This window comes from Zooshikella sp. RANM57, from assembly GCF_050749885.1.
GTDB lineage: Bacteria > Pseudomonadota > Gammaproteobacteria > Pseudomonadales > Zooshikellaceae > Zooshikella.
Genome location: NZ_JBOIUB010000002.1, coordinates 48,970 through 71,160, shown reverse-complemented (window position 1 = coordinate 71,160; position 22,191 = coordinate 48,970). Strand labels below are relative to the sequence as shown.

General features: G+C 45.8%; 2 protein-coding genes (1 of these 2 only partly in view). Both read right to left on the bottom strand.

Going from position 1 to position 22,191, the window contains the following annotated elements; all coding sequences use genetic code 11:
- Nucleotides 1-71: 71 nt before the first annotated feature.
- Nucleotides 72-10,301: an amino acid adenylation domain-containing protein gene (locus ACQ96U_RS05080; protein ID WP_431720160.1), complete on the bottom strand. Its 10,230-nt coding sequence runs from the start codon at nt 10,299-10,301 to the stop codon at nt 72-74.
- A gap of 11 nt (nt 10,302-10,312) precedes the next feature.
- Nucleotides 10,313-22,191: the final stretch of a non-ribosomal peptide synthase/polyketide synthase gene (locus ACQ96U_RS05075; protein ID WP_431720159.1), read on the bottom strand. The gene runs 16,909 nt beyond the window's last position; only the last 11,879 of its 28,788 coding nucleotides appear in the window; its start codon lies off the right edge, out of view; its stop codon occupies nt 10,313-10,315.

The window sequence follows — 22,191 nt, the reverse complement described above, 5'->3', positions numbered from 1 at the left end:
TTTTAAAACCCCTAAAATTAGCAGGCATAAGGTATCTCAAACCTATTAAAACATCTCACACCATATGTCTATTAGTTTGAAATAAAACACCTGATTTTATTAGCCAAATCATCCACAAAATCAGGCTTTAACATGGTAAAGTGATCTCCACTGACTTGTATTGGAGTTTCCAGTTGATGATAGATTCCTTTATAACGGCTAATGACTTCACTGAAAAATGTTTGATTGGTAAACGAGTTTTTACTGAACAGAAATGCTGCTTTTGTTGTAAGTAATTTGCTTGGTTGATAATTAACATACAACGCCATCTGGCGTTTACTTAAATGAATAAAGTCGTTGGTAAAGTCCTCCGGAATTTTATTTTCACAACAAATGGTTCGTAATACACCTACAGGACACTCTGCGCCATTAATCGTAGTGTTTACTTGTTCTGTACTCAAACCAAAAAACGACTTTAGTCCAAGCGAGGCAATATAGTGATCTATGACGAAGGTATCTCGTTTCTCTCTTTTCGCCACCATAGAAGCCTCTAATAATGTGTCAAGCAAGACTATGCGTACGTTCTTATTTTTTCGCTCCAATTGAGCCGCAAGCTCTGTGGCTATGCACCCCCCAAACGAGTGGCCTATAAGCGTATACTCTTGGTCATCAACAAAGTTTTCGAGATACATTTCAGTTAAAGAAGACCAGTCAAGACATATATCTTGTGTCTTAAATACCTCGGGATCAACTACGGTAAGATTTACATCATTTTTTAGGCTATTGGCCAAATGATAAAAATCAATGCCTGTACTACCAATGCCAGGAAAACAATAAATCGTTTTCTGATTTGCATTATGAGTCGTTAGCTTGATCATTATATCCCTTGTTGCCTGTTTGTTTGTAACTTTCCCTTTATTTTTATTATTATGGATCTGCTCAGACGTACTCCTACTTCCTTTCTGTGATAACCCATTGAGAGTATCACTTTCTTCTAATGTCATACTATGCGCTTCTTGCTCATTATTTTTACCCAGGCAGTGATCAATAACCTTCTTTAAATTTTGAATGTAACTATCTGCTAAACGTTTAATGGTTTTTTCTTTGTATTGATATTTACTAAAATCAAAAACAACTTGTAAGCAGTTACTCGAAACAACCGCATTTATACCTAGTTTATACGGTCTTTGTCGTCTTGAACTTATCCATGCTCCCGTATTTCCAAAGACATCACTCTGATCTGAATGTTTATCATCTCTCGCACTTTCAAATTGACCTAGATAATTAAACAGTATCTCAGAAGGCGTATGAGCATTTATGACTTCCCTATCCTGCTTAAGGTATCTAAGCAGACCAAAACCTAAACCTTTCTGTGGGATTGCACGTAACTGTTTTTTCACTGTCTGAATATGCTGAGCAATATCCGTAGCGCTTCTTTGTAAACACACAGGAAATACACTGGTAAACCAACCTACAGTATCGTTTAAATTAATCTCTGGGAAAATCATTTCCCGACCGTGCCCCTCTAGTGAAAAGCGTGTCGTATTACTTTTTGTCCAGTCTGTTAGCGTCAACATAAGTGCTGTAAGCAACAAATCATTTACTTGAGTGTTATAACGTTGATTCGCCTTTTGGAGCAATGCGATTGTCGTATCACTATTCAAGTAAACACTCACATCACTGCTTGCTTCAAAACTTTTATCTTGCTGGAAGTATGATGCGGGATAGTCAGTAGGCAATGGCGTTACTTGCTGCCTCAACTGTTTTAGCCAATACGCTTTTTGAGCCTGAAGCTCATTAGACTGACTGTAGGTTAAAAGCTGGCTACTCCAAAGTTGATAGCTCGTTGTTTTAACGCCCAGATCAACAGACTGTTTAGCCAAAAGCTGTTGCAGTGCCAGCAATAGATGCTGTGTTAATAGCCTTAATGAAACTCCATCAACAATTAAATGATGCAATATCCAAATAAGTTGATCGGCTTGTTGATCGCCAAACTGTAGCCAAATAATTTTAGTTAAAGGGGCTGACTGTAGCGATAAACTTGCCTGAGCTTTATTAGCAAAACGTTCAATAAGCGATTTCTGATCTACCATAGCAACCTTGGTCAGATCATATTTCAGCACACTCTCTTTAATGGGTATATTATCCTGATAACTACTTTTCCATAATCCCTGTGTTTGAAAAAACGTTAACCGAAAAACATCATGATGCAGACAAACTTCAGTAAGCGCTTGTATCAATAGTGTTTCATCTAATCCTTTTGGTAAGGATATCCTTAGTGCCTGATTAAAATGATGCAGATCTGTAGGATCACCTTCAAGAAAGGATTGTTGAACAGGCAGCAAAGTTTGCTCACCAGTAACACGCTCTACAGAAAACTGCTTTTGGTTCACATGGCCTTTTACCACTTTTTGGGTTACTGCTTTTTTGGCTAATCCTGCAATTGTTGGGTATTCAAATAAATCACCTACAGAGTACTTCAAACCCTTTTTAAGACTTTGAGAGGCGATTTGCATTGCAATAATTGAGTCACCACCCTCAGCAAAAAAATTAGCTTCTGTGCTTATCCTTTCTTTTTTTAGTACACTTCGCCAAATTTCGTGTAGTAATATTTCATTTTCGGTTTCTGGTGCTCTATAGGCGTCCTTCGTTTCTTCAAACACATAGTGAGTGAGTAATTTTCTGTCAACTTTACCATTCGCATTAACGGGTAAATTTTTTATTAAAATAATTTTCTGCGGACGCATATAGTCAGGAAGCCGTTGATTCAACTGCGCATTTAAGATATCAACCAATCCCTCTAACGCTTCAACTTTAGCCGAAACAAATGCAATAAGCTGCCCTGACTTATGGTAAACAACCGCTGTTTCTAACACTGAATCATCAGCGTCAATGACAGCTTCAATTTCTTTGAGTTCTACTCTAAAACCTCGAATTTTAATTTGATCATCATGTCGTCCAACAAAGGCTAATTCACCATTATTCAGCCTGCGAACATAATCACCCGTTCGATAGAGTTTAGCCCCGATTTTATTGCTAAAAGGATCATCTTTAAAACTATGTTGTGTTAACTCAGGCTGTAAATAATACCCTTGGGCAACTCCCTCTCCACCGAGCCATAACTCACCCACAACATCCACTGGACATAATTGATGATAATCAGGATTACTTTCAGGAAAACAAACATAGGTTTTAATATGTCCTACGGGTTTACCAATGGTAACTTGTGTTTTATCACACTCAAGTTTTTTGGCCGTTGCCCAAACTGTCCCTTCTGTTGGTCCATATTCATTGACTAAATCACAGTTATTTGTCTGTGTATAATGTTGTTTAACAACCTGTTCCGAACAAGCTTCACCCGCTACAATCACTACATCAAGAGAGTCTGGCAAACTCATATCATCAGCAAAAAGCAATTGTGAATAATATGAAGGCAACGCTAATAAATGGCTAACCTGTTGTTCACTTATTAACTTTCTTAAGTTTGCCAAATCCATTATATCGGTAGGTAAACATAATTTACCCCCTGTACATAACGTCCAATAAATACCTGCTACAGAACTGTCAAAAGCAAATGATGAAAGTAATAAGTAACTTGACACCGGGGCTTTGTAAAATTCATAACGGGCTTGGGTCGAAACAGCCAGGTTATATTGATTAACCGCTACACCTTTAGGTTTACCTGTAGAACCAGAGGTATAAATAACATAAGCCAAGTTTTCTGGATTCGTTTTAATATTTAGGTTTGTTACAGGTAACGTTTCAATGTGTTTTTTGACTATAAAATCATCCAAGAGAATTAATTGTTGTTTTTCCACGGTTAAATGGCTTAAACAATCATTTTTCGTTATCACGATACCTGCTTCACTAGCCGCTAAAATATGCTGATTTCGTTCAGCACTGTAGCCAGGATCCATAGGTAAATAAGCCCCACCCGCTTTAAATACCGCCAACATAGCTATTACAACTTCAGGTGAGCGAGGCAAACAAATGGCAACGAGATGATTGATTGAGATACCCATAGAAACTAACTGATGTGCTAACTGATTCGCTTGTTTATTAAGCACTTCATACGTCAGTTGTTGATTATTATGAGTAATCGCTACGGCATGGGGAGTTAAACTAACCTGCCGCTCGAATTGCTCAAGCACTGAGGCAGTATAAGTTGATTTAAAATCAGCTTGGCTCACTATTTGAGAAATATGCTGTTGTTCTGATACAGACAATAAACTGAGTTGAACAACTTTTTTCTCTAATAAATGTAGCTCAGCAGAAGTCATTGCAATTAACAGCTGCTGCCATTGCTCACTGAGTCGTTTGACTGCAGCATCATCAAATTTATCATGTTGATAGAGCATTCTGACATGACAGGTTTTGCCTGGGGTAATTGTAATACTCAGTGGTAAGCTACTTTGTTCGATCCCATCTAAATCCGTTATGGGGAGTCCTGCATCATCTTGGTTAAGTTGCTGTAGTTTTTCCTCCATAGGAAAGTTCTCAACCACAAGTAACGTATCAAATAATTGACTACCAGGGTCAAGTTCACTCCACTTCTGAATATCAACGAGTGGTGCATAACTATAACTATCATGTCGTGCTTGCGACTGTTGCAACGCCTGTAACCAATGACCTAACACACTTAACTCATCAAACTGCACTCTTAAAGGCACACTGTTGATGAATAAACCCACCATTTCCTCTACACCCTCAATGGTTTCTGGCCTACCCGACCGCGTCACCCCAAATACTACATCACGATTCCCACAATAACGGCTCAGTAATATGCCCCAAGCACCCTGAAAAACAGTACTCAGGGTCACTTGTGCTTGTTTAGCTAGTTGCATCAACTGCCCTGTTAAGTGCTCACCTAAGGTAAGCTGAAGCTCCCCTTCAGATCGCTCTGTATGAACATCTACGTGGGAAATAGCCAATGGCGATGGCTCAGAAAAGTCTTTTAAGTAACGTTGCCAATAATCCTTTGCAGCATCCACACTCTGTTGTTGCAACCACTGAATATACTGACGATAAGGCTCTACAGGGGATAACTGTGCAGGAACCCCTTGTTGTTGAGCACAGTACAATGCCTCCAAATCCTGAATCAATATGGGGACCCCCCAACCATCCAGCAAAGCATGGTGATGTGTCCAAATCAGGTGATGCTGATCATCAGCTACTTTCACTAACACCAATCGCATCAGAGGTGCTTGATCTAGCTTAAAAGGTGTTTCTCGCTCAGACTTCAGCAGCGCAGCCCACTCAGTTTGGTATACCTCCGCAGCAAGTCCTCGCCAGTCCATTATTCGCCAAGGCAGCTCAACTTGTCTTTGTACCAATTGAAGTGGTTGTGCCTGATCTAAATGAACAAATGCAGTCCTTAATATGGCATGCCTTGCGACCAGTTGTTGCCAGCTCTGCTGTAAGTGATCCGGATTGATTGCTGCAAAACTAAGCATGAGCTGAGTGATATACACGCCAGAATCTGGCTGCATCTCACTATGAAACAGCATGCCCTGCTGCATTGGAGTACAAGGATATAAATCTGCTATCGGCGGATAGTCAGCCTGAAGCTGATCAAGCTGTTGTGATCCTATTTTTGCCAGAGGAAAATCACTAGGCGTATAAACACTGGGGGATTTTATGCAATGCTCGACAATTGTCGTGAGATGCTTGAAGAAATTATCCGCCAGATTTTGAATCGTCGAGGCATTATATTCATGACGGTTATAGTCCCAGACTAACTGCAGATGCCCCTCACTGACTAACCCACTAATACTCAAACGATGACTTCGTTGCCGACGATGGCTAACCCATGGACCCGTATTATCAAAGCTACCATTTAATACAACACCGGTATGTTGCTGTGATGAAGACAATGCCTGCTCAGCATGGCTATCAAACTGCCCCAGATAATTAAACACCAGTTCGATGGGTGTCGCAGGCTTCAATGTTTGTTGATCATCATTAAAGTAACGAAGAATGCCATAGCCAATCCCTTTATGAGGAACGGCTCGTAACTGTTCTTTAACCGATTTAATCAATGAGCCTAACTCATCGGTATCTCGATTGAGCGTTACAGGATAGGTACTGGTAAACCAGCCAACGGTTTCATTAAGATCAACGTCATCAAATAACGCTTCTCGCCCATGGCCCTCCATCTCCAAGCGAATAGCCTGCCCACTATTCCACTCCGTGACCGTCAACAGTAACGCCGTTAATAATAAGTCGTTAATTTGGGTGTGATAGCTTTGATTGGCTTGTTGCAATAGTGCCTGAGTCGTGGCGCTATCCAAACTGACGGTCAACTCTCCACTGGCTTGATAGGTATCATCTGCCTCAGAGGTGAGTGGTTGATCCACAGGTAAAGCCGAAACGGGCTGACGTAATACCTGTTGCCAGTAGGCTTTTTCTTGCGTCAAAGCCTCAGACCGGCTGTATTTGACCAAGCGCTGCCCCCATTGCTGGAAGCTACTTGTACCTAGCCCCAGGTCAATAGGCTTATCTTGTTGCAACTGGTTTAGGGCATACTCCAGATCCTGTAGCAAAATACGCCAGGACACACCATCGACGATTAAATGGTGAATCACCCATAACAGTTCACTTTCTCCATTTTCCGTTAGAGGAAACTGCTTCCATACCAACAAACTTAAGGGTGCAGGATTCAGTTGCAAGCTTGTTTGTGCCTTATAGGCCAGCGTATCCCAGTCAGCCTCTGAATTAACTAGGCAGATGCTTTGCTGTATCGCCTGCTCACTTAATTTCTCTTCATACATGCCCTGCCATGACAAAGGTTGCTTTTGAGACAGCTGTTGAAAGGATAAACGAAACACAGCATGTCTTTTATAAATAGCTTGAACAGCCTTACGCAGCTGATCTTCTGTGACACTTGCAGGCAGGGTGATACGCATAGCTTGGTTAAAGTGGTGTAAATCAACCCTATCACCACTCAAAAAGGCTTGCTGGATAGGAAGTAAGGGCTGCTTTCCAACGACAACATGGTCAACATGTTTATGGATTTGACTTGCTTTGAGTTGCTTGGCCAGTTCAGCAATCGTTTGATACTCAAAGACCTGACGTGTACTCAACTGATACCCGGCTCGCAAGGTTCGAGATGCAACTTGAATGGCTAAAATCGAATCCCCACCGATAGCAAAAAAGTTATCGTTCACACCAACAGGATTAACACCCAACACCTGTTGCCAAATTTCACTGAGTACGGTTTCTGCTGCAGTGGTGGGTGCCACATAGCCCTGTTGTGACTCATACTGTGGCTCTGGCAAGGCTTTTCGATCCACTTTTCCGTTACTGGTTAACGGAAAGCTGGCCAATACAACTATCGCGCTGGGTACCATATAATCTGGCAACTGCTGTTTCAGACTATCTCTTAAGTCACTCGCGAGTGGCTCACTTGTCGTATAATCAGCCAGTGATGCTGAATCCACAGGCACCACATAAGCCACAAGTCGTTTACTTCCGGTATCTGTGGTCTTTACTACGACTAACGCTTCTGCCACATGGGCCTGACTCAGCAACGCATTTTCCACTTCACCCAGCTCAATCCGAAAACCACGGACTTTGACCTGATTATCCGTCCGGCCCATAAATGCCAAGGTGCCATCGGTACACCACTTCACCAGGTCGCCTGTGCGGTAAAGTCGTACATCCGTGTTTTCAAAAGGGTGAGCAACAAACTTTTCTGCGGTCAGCGCTGAATTATTTAAGTACGCGAGCGCCACACCATCTCCACCCGCATACAACTCACCCACAACACCGATAGGCACAGGTTGCTGATAGGCATCTAATACATACACCTGAGTATTACCAATCGGTCTGCCTATGGGTAATGGCTGCTCCACAGGCCAGTCTTTGGGAATGGGGAAACAACAGGTAAATGTCGTATTTTCTGTAGGACCATACCCATTAATGACAGTGACCTGGGGATACTGTTGATAACAACGCGCCACCGACTGTGGCGAGACCACATCACCGCCCGTCAACACATAGCGTAAGCTTGGCATTGCAGGCAATTCAGCCGCCACCCACTGATCAAAAAGACCTGAGGTCAACCAGATCGTATTGACCTGATGTTGGTTAATACAAGTAGCTAACTGAGCTGGGGCCACCACCTCTTCCGGGTACAACACCACCTGACCACCATTAAGGAGTGGTCCCCATAGTTCTAAGGTTGCGGCATCAAAAGTCACTGAAGCAGACTGCAACATCACAGTGTTTTGATCGACGGGCACCTCAGGGTTATTCAACACCAACCGCAAGATACCGCGATGTGGGACCACAACCCCTTTCGGCTGCCCTGTTGAACCCGAGGTATAAATCACATAGGCCGGGCTGTGCTCATCTACTGATACCACAGGAGCAGTTGTCGGATAGGTCGCCATCGTGTTTTGCACATCAAGACTATCTAACACTACCGCCTGTTGATCCGTCAGTGGTAATCGCTGCTCCAGACCACTTTCGGTCAATACCCAACTGACCTGACTGTCACTGAGCAAATAACGTAACCGGTCTTCCGGATACTGGGGGTCTAACGGTACATAGGCACAATCTGCTTTTAAAATCGCTAATGTGGCCACGACCATATTCAATGAACGGGGTAAACAAACACCCACCAAGCTACAAGGTGGAATGCCTTGGGCAATTAAGTAATGGGCAAGCTGGTTGGCCCGAGCTTCTAACGCCTGGTAGCTCAGTGTTTCATTATCCATCAGCATAGCAGTAGCCATAGGCGTTGCTTGAACCTGAACAGAAAACTGTTGGGCTACTGATAGAACAGGAAAGTCAAGCGACGGAGGATTCCAGTCCTGCAATAATTGTTGCCGTTCCTGATCCCTTAACAAGGGCAACTGAGAGATCGGTACGGTTGGCAATTCCAGTGCAGCAATCAGTAACTGATTAAAATGAGCTGCTAATCGATTGATGGTGGTGGCTTCAAACAAGTCAGTGTTGTATTCCCAGTCCAGTGCTAATCCATTGGGCTGTTCATCCACATTCAGCGTTAAATCAAACTTAGCTGAACTGGCCTTAACTGGAGCTTCAGAGATCCTAAGCCCCGCCATATTAATCTCAGCCGCTTGATTATTTTGCACCGCCAGCATGACTTGAAAAAGCGGGTGATAACTTAAGTCTCTGGGCAGTTTAAGTTCATCCACTAGCTGCTCAAAAGGAACTTGTTGATGTGCAAAGGCACCTAAAGCCACAGACTTACATTGAGTTAATAACTCAGCAAACGTAGGGTTCTTAGATAAATCAGTGCGCAAAACAAGGCTATTGATGAAAAAGCCAATCAGGTTTGAGACTTCACTTTGATCTCGGTTTGCCGCCGTCGTACCCACCACCACATCCACTTCACCACTATAACGACTGAGTAGCATTGAGAGTCCAGCATACATTCCCATAAAGAGGGTGGCATTTTGCTGTCGACACAACATTTTTAGCTGTTGAGTCACATAGGCAGGCAGTTCAGACTTTAAAATAGCCCCCTGAAAACGCTGTTGAGCAGGTCGAGGCTTATCCAGTGGTAAATTATGTAGACGAGGTAAACCTTGCAGCTGTTGCTGCCAGTAGTCCAACTGTTTTTTTAATCCCGGTCCAGCTAAGAATGTTCTTTGCCACACGGCATAATCAATATACTGAATAGTCAGCGGAGGCAAAGGATTCTCTTCACCTTGCACATATGCCTCATAGAGCGTACTCAATTCGTTAAACAGCACACTCATTGACCAGCCATCCGCCGCTATATGATGAATCACAATCAGCAGCATGGCGGTATCACTATCCAGCAACCACAAGTTGGCTTTCAGCAATAACCCTGCGGTTAAATCAAACGCATAATTTGCTGCATCATCCATTAAGGGTTCTACAGCTTGTAATGCTTGTGGCTGGCCCAACGGTGTTAAATCATCAACATCCAGTCTAAATCTATTGGCGATAGGCACCACTTGTTGAACGCCGTGTCCATCCTCAACACTGAATGCCGTACGGAGGCTTTGGTGACGCTCAATAATCGTTGCTAAAGCTTTTTCAAGTGCCGCTTGGTTTAAGCGGCCACTCAGTTTTAAGGCAACGGGTATGTTGTAGTGACTGTTTTTTCCTAATAACTGATCAATCGACCACAAACGTTGTTGAGCATACGACAGTACATGCTTACCAGATCGATCCTTAAGGGGAACTATCCGTGCTGTTTGAAGCTTTTCTTGCTTTTTCTTAGCAAGTAACTGCTCAACTAATGCCCTCTTTTCTGGCGATAGACTTTCCAATTTACGCTTTAACTGAGCGTCAGCAGATACACTGTTACTTCTATTATCCATCCGTGTATACCTTATTGTTCGCTGGTTTCAAGGAGTTGAGCAAGTTCATCAATGGCTAAGTCATCAATCTGGTCCAAAATATCACTCAGCAGTTCATCATCTTCAGCGTTAAGCTGCTGGTCCAAGAGACGACTTAATTGGCCAATGGTTGGTTGTTCAAACACGGCGCCTATCGCCAAATCAACTCCAAATGTGGCTTTCACCATCGCATTTACCCGCATAATCAGTAGCGAGTTACCACCAATATCAAAGAAGTTAGTTGTGGTACTAATGGGCTCCTCAATAGCCAGCAACTGTTGCCAAAGCGCCATCACTGTTTGCTCGGTTTCCGTGGCAGGTGCAACAAACTCAACCTGCTGTGTATAGACAGGTTCAGGTAGTGCTTTGCGATCCACTTTGCCATTAGGAGTAAGCGGGAAAGAAGCCATTAACACAAAGGCATCAGGTGTCATATAACGAGGTAACTGCGCACTGACAAAGTCTTTTATGTCAGCAGTCACTTCTTCGCTTTGCGTTCTCGTCACCAGATAAGCAATGACTTGTTTACGACTGGCACTGTCTGCCCCATGATTTTTAATCATCACCAGTGCACTACTCACTTGTTCATGACCCAGTAAGCAGTTCTCAATTTCACCTAACTCAACACGATAGCCACGAATTTTGACTTGGTTGTCGGCACGACCCACAAACATTAAGGTGCCATCCGCTTGCCAACGTACTAAGTCACCCGTCCTATACAACCGCTCATGCTCCGCAAAAGGGCTGGAAATAAAACGCTCAGCGGTTAGCACTGGTCGATTCAAATAACCAAGGGCTACACCATCACCGCCGGTATACAACTCACCTACGACACCAATGGGCACAGGCCTTAATTGGGCATCTAGGACGTAAACCTGGGTATTAGAAATAGGCTGACCTATAGGAATAGGCTTATCCTCTGGCCAACTTCGAGGAATGGTGTAACAGCAGGTAAAGGTGACATTCTCTGTAGGCCCATAGCCATTAATCAACGTGACATTAGGCTGCTGTTGGTAGAATCGCGCAACGGACTGAGGATTAACCACATCCCCCCCGGTAAGCAAATAGTTCAAGCTAGGCAAAGGCTCCCGATTGATCGCCACAAACTGATCAAACAGCCCTGAGGTAAGCCATAACATATTCACCTGAAACTGATTGATGACTTCCGATAGCTGCTGTGCATCAACCATGGGCTCAGGGTATAGAACAAGTTTGCCACCATTCAGTAATGGCCCCCAGATTTCCAGTGTGGCCGCATCAAAGGTCACAGATGCACAGTGCAACATCACTGTATCTGCAGATAACGGCACACGCTGATTATTGTTCACTAGTCGTGAAATCCCTTGCTGTGTTACCCGTACTCCTTTCGGCAAACCTGTAGAACCTGACGTGTACATCACATAAGCAAGCTGATCAGCAGGGTTGATTGCCCTATCCAGTGCTGGACTGGTCTTGGGCTGCTCAGCGACAGTTGCCTTAATGTCTGTGCTGTCCAGGCAAAGAGTGACACCCTCATACGCAGGCAAGCGATCATGCAAGTGCTGCAGAGTAAGTACCAGGCTTAGCTGGGTATCACTCAGCATATGGGTAATGCGTTCAGCAGGATATTCAGGATCAAGCGGAACGTAAGCAGCTCCCACTTTAATAATCGCCAACAGTGCAGCCACCATATCCACGGACCTATCCATGCATAACCCAACCAATTGCGCAGGCTCAACCCCTTGTTTCATCAAGTAATTAGCAAGCTGATTGACTCGCTGATCAAGGGTTTCATAACTCAGCTGCTGATCCCGATACACCAAGGCTGTGCTATCAGGCGTATTGGCTACAACACTTTCAAACAATTGGGCTAAGCTCAGGTGCTTAGGATACGGCTGGGTTGTTTGATTCCAACGTTGAAGTTGCTGTTGTTCTTGTCTTGTTAATAAAGACAGGTTTGCCAGTGGCTGATCTGCAGATGCCACCATCACCGACAATAACTGCTCAAAATGTTCAGCCAATCGACTGATCGCAAGCCGGCTTACCTGTAGCGGTTGATAGAGCCATTTCACTTCAATGACATCATCAGGCATAACCGTTAGGGTAATAGGATAATTAGTCTGTTCTTCACCCACTGACTCAATCAGTTTTGGCAACTCAGACACCATCTCACCATGTGCCTGAGCGCTCTCCTGGGTAAGGGCTTTATCGACAGGGTAATTTTCGACCACGACCAGCGTGTTGAATAATGCCTGGCCTGGATTGAGATCACTCCACTGCTGAATATCAGTTAATGCACTATGGCAGAAACGATCATGGTCTTTTTGTGAAAAATGAATAACTTGCAGCCAGTTCTTAAGAGATTGTGACAAGTCATCTACAGCGACCCTGACAGGCAAGCTATTGATGAACAGCCCCATCATTTGCTCGACACCGGGTAGCGGTATATTCCGTCCAGAGCGGGTACAACCAAACACGACCTCCTGATCACCACTGTACCAGCTAAGCAGGAGTGCCCATGCACCCTGCATAACCGTACTTAGCGTAACCTGCGTTTGCTTGGCGAGTTGGCTAAGTTGATGACTCAGTTGCGGACTGAGGAGACAGCTCAATGCGGCTTCATGATCAACTGCATCTTGAGCTGCCTGTTCATTGAATAAACCAAGCTGGGCTGGCGCAATAAAACCTGCTAAGTAGCTTTGCCAGTATGCCTTTGCTTCCGCCTTCGACTGTTTGGATAACCAGTCAATATAGCGTCTATAAGGCGCAACCCCAGGTAGTTTCGCAACGTTGCCGTTACTGAGTGCCTGGTAATGGACGAATACCTCCTCAAAGACCATTGGTAAGCACCATCCATCGAGTAAAGCATGGTGATTCGTCCAGATAAAACGACAGCGATGGTCAGTGTCTTGAACCCAGGCAAAGCGCATTAAAGGGGGATTATCCAGAGCAAAAGGCGTTGTTCGCTCCTGAGCCAATAGTTCATTCAACTGTTGTGCGTATTGTTCAGGGGCTACCTGCTGCCAATCCAGTTCCTGCCAAGGCAAAGCAACATGCTGGTGAGCAACCTGTAATAACTCACCATTATTAACCTCAGTAAACCCTGTTCGTAAGATGTCATGACGCGCAACCAACTGCTCCCATGCTTGCTTGAAGCGCTGAGCATTGAGTCCTTCAAAGACCAGTTGCAACTGACACATATACATCCCAGATGCCGCATCCATGCTACTGTGCATCAGCAACCCTTGCTGCATAGACGTACTGGGGTAAATATCCAACAGGTTAGGATAAGCCTGATCGAGATCTACGACTTGTGCTGCACTTAGGTCAACCAAATTGAAGTCTGATGGTGTATGCCCTCCCTCACTGTTAAGACAGTGATCAACCAGATCGATTAAGCATGCTTGATAAACATTAGCCAAGTGCTCAATGTTTGCTGTGGGTAATACCTGGGGATCAAACTCGAAATTGAACTCAAGCTCACCATTAACTGCAATTCCTGTGATTTCTAAGGGATGCTGCCTACCTCTGGCGACACTCTCCTCTTTACCCAGGAAGCTAAAGGTGGCTGTCTCTAATGACTCATCAACGTCTGATGCAAATTGATCCAACCCTGTAGAAAACTGACCTAGATAGTTAAATACAACTTCAGCATTAGCATGACTACAGATAATTTCTGGGTCTTGAGCAATATAGCGCAACAAGCCAAAGCCCAGCCCTTTATTAGGCACTGCCCTGAGCTGTTCCTTGACCGCTTTAATAATCTCAGCCCAGCGCCTCACACAATGCGCTTCAGCATCAGGCTTAGTAAGCAGCACAGGGTATAGACTGGTAAACCAGCCCACAGTCTGGCTGATATCTAAATCCTTAGCCAGATCGGGAAGATCAGACTCACGACCATGCCCCTCCAGATCAATGCGAATAGCCTGAGCCTCTTGATCAGCCGCAAGTGCTTCCAGTAATGCTGATAGCAGTAAGTCATTTATTTGTGTGTGATAACACTGGTTTGCTTTTCCTAGCAGCTGTTTAGTAAGGGCTTTATCAAGCTTAATACTGATCGTTTGTGGGTCAGTTTCCAGTGACGAGGTCAAACGTTGCTCACTGGATAGATGCTCTTCATTAGAAAACAGCGACGCAACAGGTGCCTGCAGAGTATTCAACCAGTAGTCACGCTCACCCACCAATAAATCAGCAGCACAGTATTCATGCAGTAACTGCCCCCACTGTTGATAACTACTGGTTTTAGCTGGCAGTGAAACTAACTGCTGCTGACTTAACTGAGCAAGCCCCTGCTCCCAGTCTTGAATTAACACCCGCCACGAAACACCATCCACAATCAAGTGATGCATGACCCAAAGTAGCTGATCAGGCTGCTCTTCTGGTAACTGACACCAAACCCAGCGACACAATGTGCCTTCGTAACCTAGGCTTAGGCTCGCTTGTGCCCTTTCGGCCAAGGCCGCGATATAATCAGTCAATGCACTTCCCGTCAAATGACGGCAGTCTTCTATCCATAACGATGCTGCAACACGAGCTTGATCATCATCCAGATAATGTCCCTGCCATTGCCCTTCTTGCTGGACAAAAGCCAGACGCATCACATCATGGCGTTGGTATAACGCAGCCAATAACTGGCGAAGTGCAGACTCATTCACATCACGGGGAATTGTCAGCCACTGAGCCTGATTGAAGTGATGTAAATCAGTCTGATCACCCATTAAAAACCGCTGCTGAATGGGTAATAAGGGTTGATTGCCTATAATCGGCTGCTGCGAAATCGTACTGGTGACGGCTTCAACATACAGTGCCAGCTCAGCAATTGTCTGATGCTCAAACAACTGCCGTGTCGCCAGCTGATAACCTGCCTGTTTAGCTTGAGATGCCACTTGAATGGCAAGAATAGAGTCTCCACCCAAGGCAAAGAAATTATCATTTACTCCGACCTGGCTGATCCCTAAAACATTTTGCCAAACCTCACAAAGCGCTACCTCAGCGGCTGTTTGTGCAGCCTGGTAGTTATCACTCATAAAGTCATAACTTGGTTCGGGCAATTGTTTGCGATCTACTTTGCCATTTGGGTTCAACGGTAAGCGATCCAATTGAACAAAGGCTGATGGGATCATATACCCTGGTAATAGCTGCTTAAGTGATTGACGTAAAATAGAAGTAGTATCATTTTCTGCCAGACTTTCATCCACAAAACCTCCAGTACTCACCCAGTAAGCCACCAGTCGCTTATCACCAGCCTGGTCCTCTCTGACCATAACATAGGCTTCACTTACCAGTGCCTGTTTCAGTAAGGCCGAGGTCACCTCTTCCAGCTCAATCCGGAAGCCCCGCAACTTCACTTGATGATCAACACGGCCTTGGAATTCCAACTGCCCATTAGGTAACCAGCGAACTAAATCCCCAGTCCGATAAAGTATGATATTTGAGTCAAAAGGACTTTGAATAAAACGCTCTGCGGTCAAATCCGGTCTATTGAGGTAACCTCGTGCAACCCCAACACCACTGATATACAGCTCACCAATCACTCCAGGGGGAACCAGCTGCTGGTGAAGGTCTAAGACATACACAGATTTACCAGGAATCGCTTCACCAATAGCAACTTGAGCACAGTCTGACGAAATTAGCCCTGTCGTAGTACAAACCGTTGTTTCTGAAGGGCCATAACCATTAAACATATAACGATCTTTAGCCCACTTCCTTGCTAGCGGGAGCTGACATTGATCCCCAGCCACACTAAGGTGGGTTACATTCGGCCATTTATCTACATCAAGAACGGCAAGCAAAGCTGGTGGCAATGTCACATGAGAGATACGATGTACATTCACCACATCAGTTAAGAGCGTTTCTGACAACACGGCTTCTTGTGTAAGTAAAACAAGTTCAGCCCCAGCACAAAGTGCTGAGCTCCACTCGGCAACAGCACCATCAAAACTGAATGAAGCAAACTGTAACAGGCGACTATTAGCGGTAACCATAAAGCGCTGCTGTAAGCCGATCGCAAGGTTTACCAAGCCATCATGTTGCAGCATCACCCCTTTGGGTTTACCTGTTGAGCCAGAAGTATAAATAACATAAGCCAAGTGATTGGGCTTAAGGCCTATACTGACCGGGTCAATATTTGTTTGTGGGTATTGCTCCAGCTGACCCGCTATATCGACATTATCAATGACTAACAACTTAAGAGGTACTTCCCCTGAGGGTAGCGCTTTAATGAGGTGCGACTGAGTAATCACCAGCGATAGTTCACTGTTACTGATCATGTATGACAGTCGTTCTTGAGGATAAGTAGGATCAAGCGGTACATAGGCACCACCTGCCTTCAAAATACCCAGCAGCGCGATAATGAGGTCAATCGACCGGTCACAGCAGATACCGACTAAACTATCTGGCTCAATACCTTGAGCTATTAAGTAATGAGCTAACTGATTAGCCTGGTGATTCAGCTCTGTATAGCTCACCGTTTTTTCACCAAAACGTAGCGCTGTGGCCTCAGGGTTAGCATTTACCTGTTGCTCAAACAGCTGCTGAATACACAATGCTTGAGCTTCAACATGCGCTTCAGTAAGCGGTGTATGACCCTGTATTAGCAGCTGTTGCTGAGCCTCAATGCCTAAGCACTGCAACTGATACCCAGGTACAAAAGGTGCGTCGACAATGTTCTCTAACAACACAGCAAAATGCTCAGCCATTCTGGCAATCGTTGCCTTTTCAAACAGGCTGGTGTTGTACTCCCAGCTTAACGCCAATCCTTGACTGCTCTCCTCTACGTTCAAGGTCAAATCAAATGCGGTCACTGTAGTGTTAGCTGGCATGCTTTCCCAGTCGACCTGATTCAATTCCAGCTTACCTGCAGGGGTATTTTGCACCGCCAGCATGACCTGGAATAAAGGATGGTGACTCAGGTGTCGGCTCGGTTGAATCGCTTCTACTAAATGCTCAAACGACACATGCTGATGCTCATACGCCTCTAATGCCGTGGCCCGGGTTTGTGCTAAAAGATCAATAAAGGTGCTATTGGGTGCTACATTGGTACGAATCACCAGGTTGTTAACAAAGAAGCCAACCAGCGCTGACAGTTCCAGATGGTCCCGGTTAGCTACAGGCGTTCCTATCAGGATGTCCTGATCACCACTGTAACGACTGAGTAACAGTGAAAGTGCTGTATTCAGCCCCATAAACAACGTGGCACCTTGCTGCTGGCACAATTTGATAAAGCGATTTGTTAGCTGACTGCTCAGCAAAGCCTCAACCACATCACCGGTATACACCTGCACCGCCGGTCTTGGCTTATCAAGGGGAATACTATGAATATCGGGCGCGCCTGACAATTGTTGACGCCAATAGGCCAAATGCGCTTCAAGATGGTCGCCCTGTAACCATTGCCGTTGCCAGATAGCATAATCTGCATATTGCAGGGGTAAGGGCGTTAACTGCGGCTGTTCGTCTAAACAAAGTGCGTTATAACACTGACTCAGCTCTGTAATAAGCACATCGGCAGACCAGCCATCTGAGGCAATGTGGTGCATGACAAGCAGTAACACTGACTCGTGCTCACTGAGTTTCAAACAGCTTACCCGGAGCATCAGGTCTTCGCTTAAATCAAAGCCTTTGGTGATAAATGCCTGTTGGAAAGCGGCGATCTCTTGTGCTTGCTCTGCATCAGAGCATTCTGACAGATCAACTTCAGCAAGAGGAAATACTGCAGGTGCTGAGTTTACTTTTTGATAGGCAATACCTTGATCATCGTTGTGGTATGTCGTCCTTAAAACTTCATGACGTTCAACCAACAACGTCAGCGTAGTCCTTAAGTGACCTAAGCGAGTAACGCCTTTCAGCAGCAAAGAAGCTGGCATGTGATATTGCTGACTGCCACCCTCCATTTGATGAATAAACCACAAACGCTGTTGTGCATAGGATAGTGGAAAGCATAATGGAATATGCTGTGGACGTTGCTGAGGTTCAATTTTAGCCAGCACAATATCGGTATCAGTCTGTTCAATGATGGACTGGGAGGCTTCACTATCAATCTGTTTTGCCAAGTCACTTAACACAGGTGCGGTAAATAAGCATTTCACAGAAAGCGCTTTACCAAACATCTCCTTAATAGTGGCTAAGACTCGGATGGCCAACAATGAGTGTCCACCCAGTTTAAAGAAGTTTGCATGAACACTGACGGGATTATTGAGCTCCAACACCTCCTGCCAAATCAACGCTAGCTGTGCCTCCGTTTCTGTGGTGGGTGCCACATAGTCATCACCTGCAGTATATTCAGGCACCGGTAACGCTTTGCGATCCAACTTACCGTTCGCATTCACTGGGAACGCGGCCAACACCACCCAAGCGGCTGGGATCATAAAGTCCGGCAACTGCTCTTGAAGCGCCTGACGTAATGGTTCAATCAATAAGGCGTGATCTGCGCTAGCCGCCTCAGCATCCGTTGGCACCACATAAGCCACTAGCTGTTTATCGCCAGGCTCATCTTCTCGCACCAGCACCACCGCATCATGCACCGCGTCCTGATGACGTAACGCGGTTTCAATCTCTCCCAACTCAATGCGGAAGCCTCTCAGCTTGACCTGGGTATCTAGTCGTCCAAAGAACTCCAACTCACCATTGGCGAGCCAACGCACTAAGTCACCCGTGCGATACACCCGTGCTTCAGCATCCACACTGAATGGATGCGCAATAAACTTTTCCGCAGTCAGCTCAGGACGATTCAGATAACCTCGTGCTAAGCCAATCCCACCAATCAGTAACTCGCCGGGGACACCCACAGGTACTAACTGTTGCTGGCTATCCACGACATACACTTCCGTGTCTAAGGTAGCGCTACCAATCGGCACACTAACCCCACCACTCACCGCTTGACCTGTGCTTCCAGCGCCTAACCAGTACAGGGTGGAGGAAATGGTGGTTTCCGTGGGTCCATAGTTATTGATTAACTGACAATGTTGCTGAGCTGGTCCTGTCAACCAGCCTTCAGCAAAGTCGGGAGGTAACACATCACCACTGACCACTAACCGGCTCAGTGAGGTCGACTGCCAAAAGGCGGTATCCCCAAGCACAGGCTCCAATAAGGCCTTGGCATACAAGGGGGGGAATTCCGTAATGGTGATAGGGTTGGCTTGCAACCAGCTGACAAACTCCGCCGAAGTCCACAACTCAGCAGGACGAATATACAAGCTGGCTCCGGTGGTTAAGGCCTCAAACACCTGCTCTACTGCCGCATCAAAACCAATGTTGGAGAACTGCAACACCCGGTCTTCCGCCGTGATGCCATAGGCCTGAATAATACTTTGGATATGACTGACTAATGCCTGATGCTCAATCATCACCCCTTTGGGCTTACCCGTAGAACCCGAGGTGTAAATCACATAGGCCAAGTGCTGAGGTGTGACACCCGTTGCGGTCACTGGCAAGTTAGTGACTGGCTGTGCAGACAGCGTGCTCTGGAACGCAGGATCATCCCAATACTTACAGTCAGCATCCACTGAAGCCAGTTTTGCTTGCTGGGCCTGCTCCGTGATAATCAGCTGACAACCACTGTCACTCACCATATAGTTCAAGCGATCAACCGGATAGCTGACATCCAGTGGCACATAACCCCCACCGGCTTTATGCACGGCCAAAATGGTCACGATCATGGCCATGGAGCGCTCTAAGCACATCCCCACCAACACATCGGGACCAACACCCTGCTGGACCAGCCAGTGTGCAAGCTGATTAGCCTGCTCATTTAATGTCGCATAACTCAGGCTGTCCGTACCCAATACCAGTGCGGTCGCCTCTGGGGTTAATGCAACCTGCTGCTCAACCTGCTCATGAATACATTGCGTCATGGCGCATTGCCTAGCGTCTCGTCCTTGAGTAAGCGCTTGGCCTTGAGCAAGTAGTGCCTGCTGTTCTGCGGAGGTCAGCATCGACAACTGCTGAATGGCTTGCTCAGGCTGCTGAATAATACGTTCCAGTAAATTCAGCAGATGTTGCGACATCCGTGTGATGGTGTCTGCCGCAAACAAGTCTGTACAGTACTCCCAATAGAATGCCAGTTGTCCGTCAGCCTGGTTATCCAGCACATTTAAGGTCAGATCAAACTTAGCGGTGGGGCTGGTTTCCGCCAGCGCTTCAATCACTAAATCCCCCAGCTGTTGCTGAGTAACATCTTGGGTCTGCACTGCCAGCATGACCTGAAACAGTGGATGATGACTTAAGTGACGATTCGGCTGCAGGACCTCCACCAACTGCTCAAATGGTACTTGCTGATGTGCATAAGCATCCAGTGCAGTTTCTCGGCAACGCGCCAATAGTTCAGTGAATGAGGGGTTACCACACAGGTCGGTGCGCAACACCAGGGTATTCACAAAGAACCCGATGAGCGCTTCTATCTCCAGCTGTTCCCGATTTGCCACCGGAGTACCCAGCACGATATCAGTCTCACCACTGTAGCGACTGAGGAGTAAGGCAAAAGTCGCTTGCAGTCCCATAAACAGGGTCATGCCCTGCGCTTGGCAGAAATCTCTAAAGGCTACTGCTAATTTGGTAGGTACGGCTTGCTGATACACCTCTCCCGCATAGCTTTGTTCTTTAGGACGAGGCATATCCAGTGGCAGACTGTGTACATCAGGGATATCTGCTAACTGCATTTGCCAGTATTGCAGCTGTTTCTGTAATACCTCACCTTGCAACCAGTTCCGCTGCCAAACCGCATAATCAGCATACTGAATAACCAATGAAGGCAATGGATTCGACAGACCTTGGCAATACGCCTGATACAGTGTTGTTAACTCATTGAACAGTAAATCTGTAGACCAGCCATCGGAGGCAATATGGTGCATGGTCAGCAGCAGGACATGCTCACTGTCTGTTAATTCAACCAGCTGACAACGCAACATCAGGTCATGGCTAAGATCAAAAGGTGTTTCCGCTTCAGCGTTCATCAGTGCATTTAACTGTGAGTCACGCTGAGTAGCCGTCAGTGCTTTTAGGTCTACAGTGGCTAGCGGTAATACAGTGGGAGCCGCTTGAATTAGCTGATAACTCTGGCCATTTTTTTCAATATAACAAGTTCTTAGTACTTCATGGCGCGTCACAATGGTTGACAATGCCTGTGATAGTGCTTGTTTATTTAGATCGCCTGTCAGTTTAAACACCCCAGGCATGTTATATGAGGCTCCGCCTTCCAGTTGTTGCAGGAACCAAAGCCGTTGCTGAGCAAAAGATAATGGTAAAGAGGCTGAGCGGTCTGCTGGCTTAATAGCAAGTGCCTGATCACCTGCCAAACTGGCAATTTCTTTTGCCATACTGGCTAACGTTGCACTTATAAAGACCTGTTTAATGGACAGCTCTGCGCCAAACTGCTCTCTTATCTTCGCGACCAATCGAACAGCTAATAACGAGTGTCCACCCAGTTTAAAGAAGTTTGCATGAACACTGACGGGGTTATTGAGCTCCAACACCGCCTGCCAAATCAACGCCAGCTGTGCCTCAGTTTCTGTGGTGGGTGCCACATAGTCATCACCTGCGGTATATTCAGGCACCGGTAATGCCTTGCGATCCAACTTACCGTTCGCATTCACCGGGAAGGTGGCCAACACCACCCAAGCGGCTGGGATCATAAAGTCCGGCAGCTGCTCTTGAAGCACCTGACGTAATGGTTCAATCAATAAGGCTTGATCTGCGCTAACCGCCTCAGCATTCGTTGGCACTACATAAGCCACTAGCTGTTTATCGCCAGGCTCATCTTCTCGCACCAGCACCACCGCATCATGCACCGCGTCCTGATGACGTAACGCGGTTTCAATCTCTCCCAACTCAATGCGGAAGCCTCTCAGCTTGACCTGGGTATCCAGTCGTCCAAAGAACTCCAACTCACCATTGGCGAGCC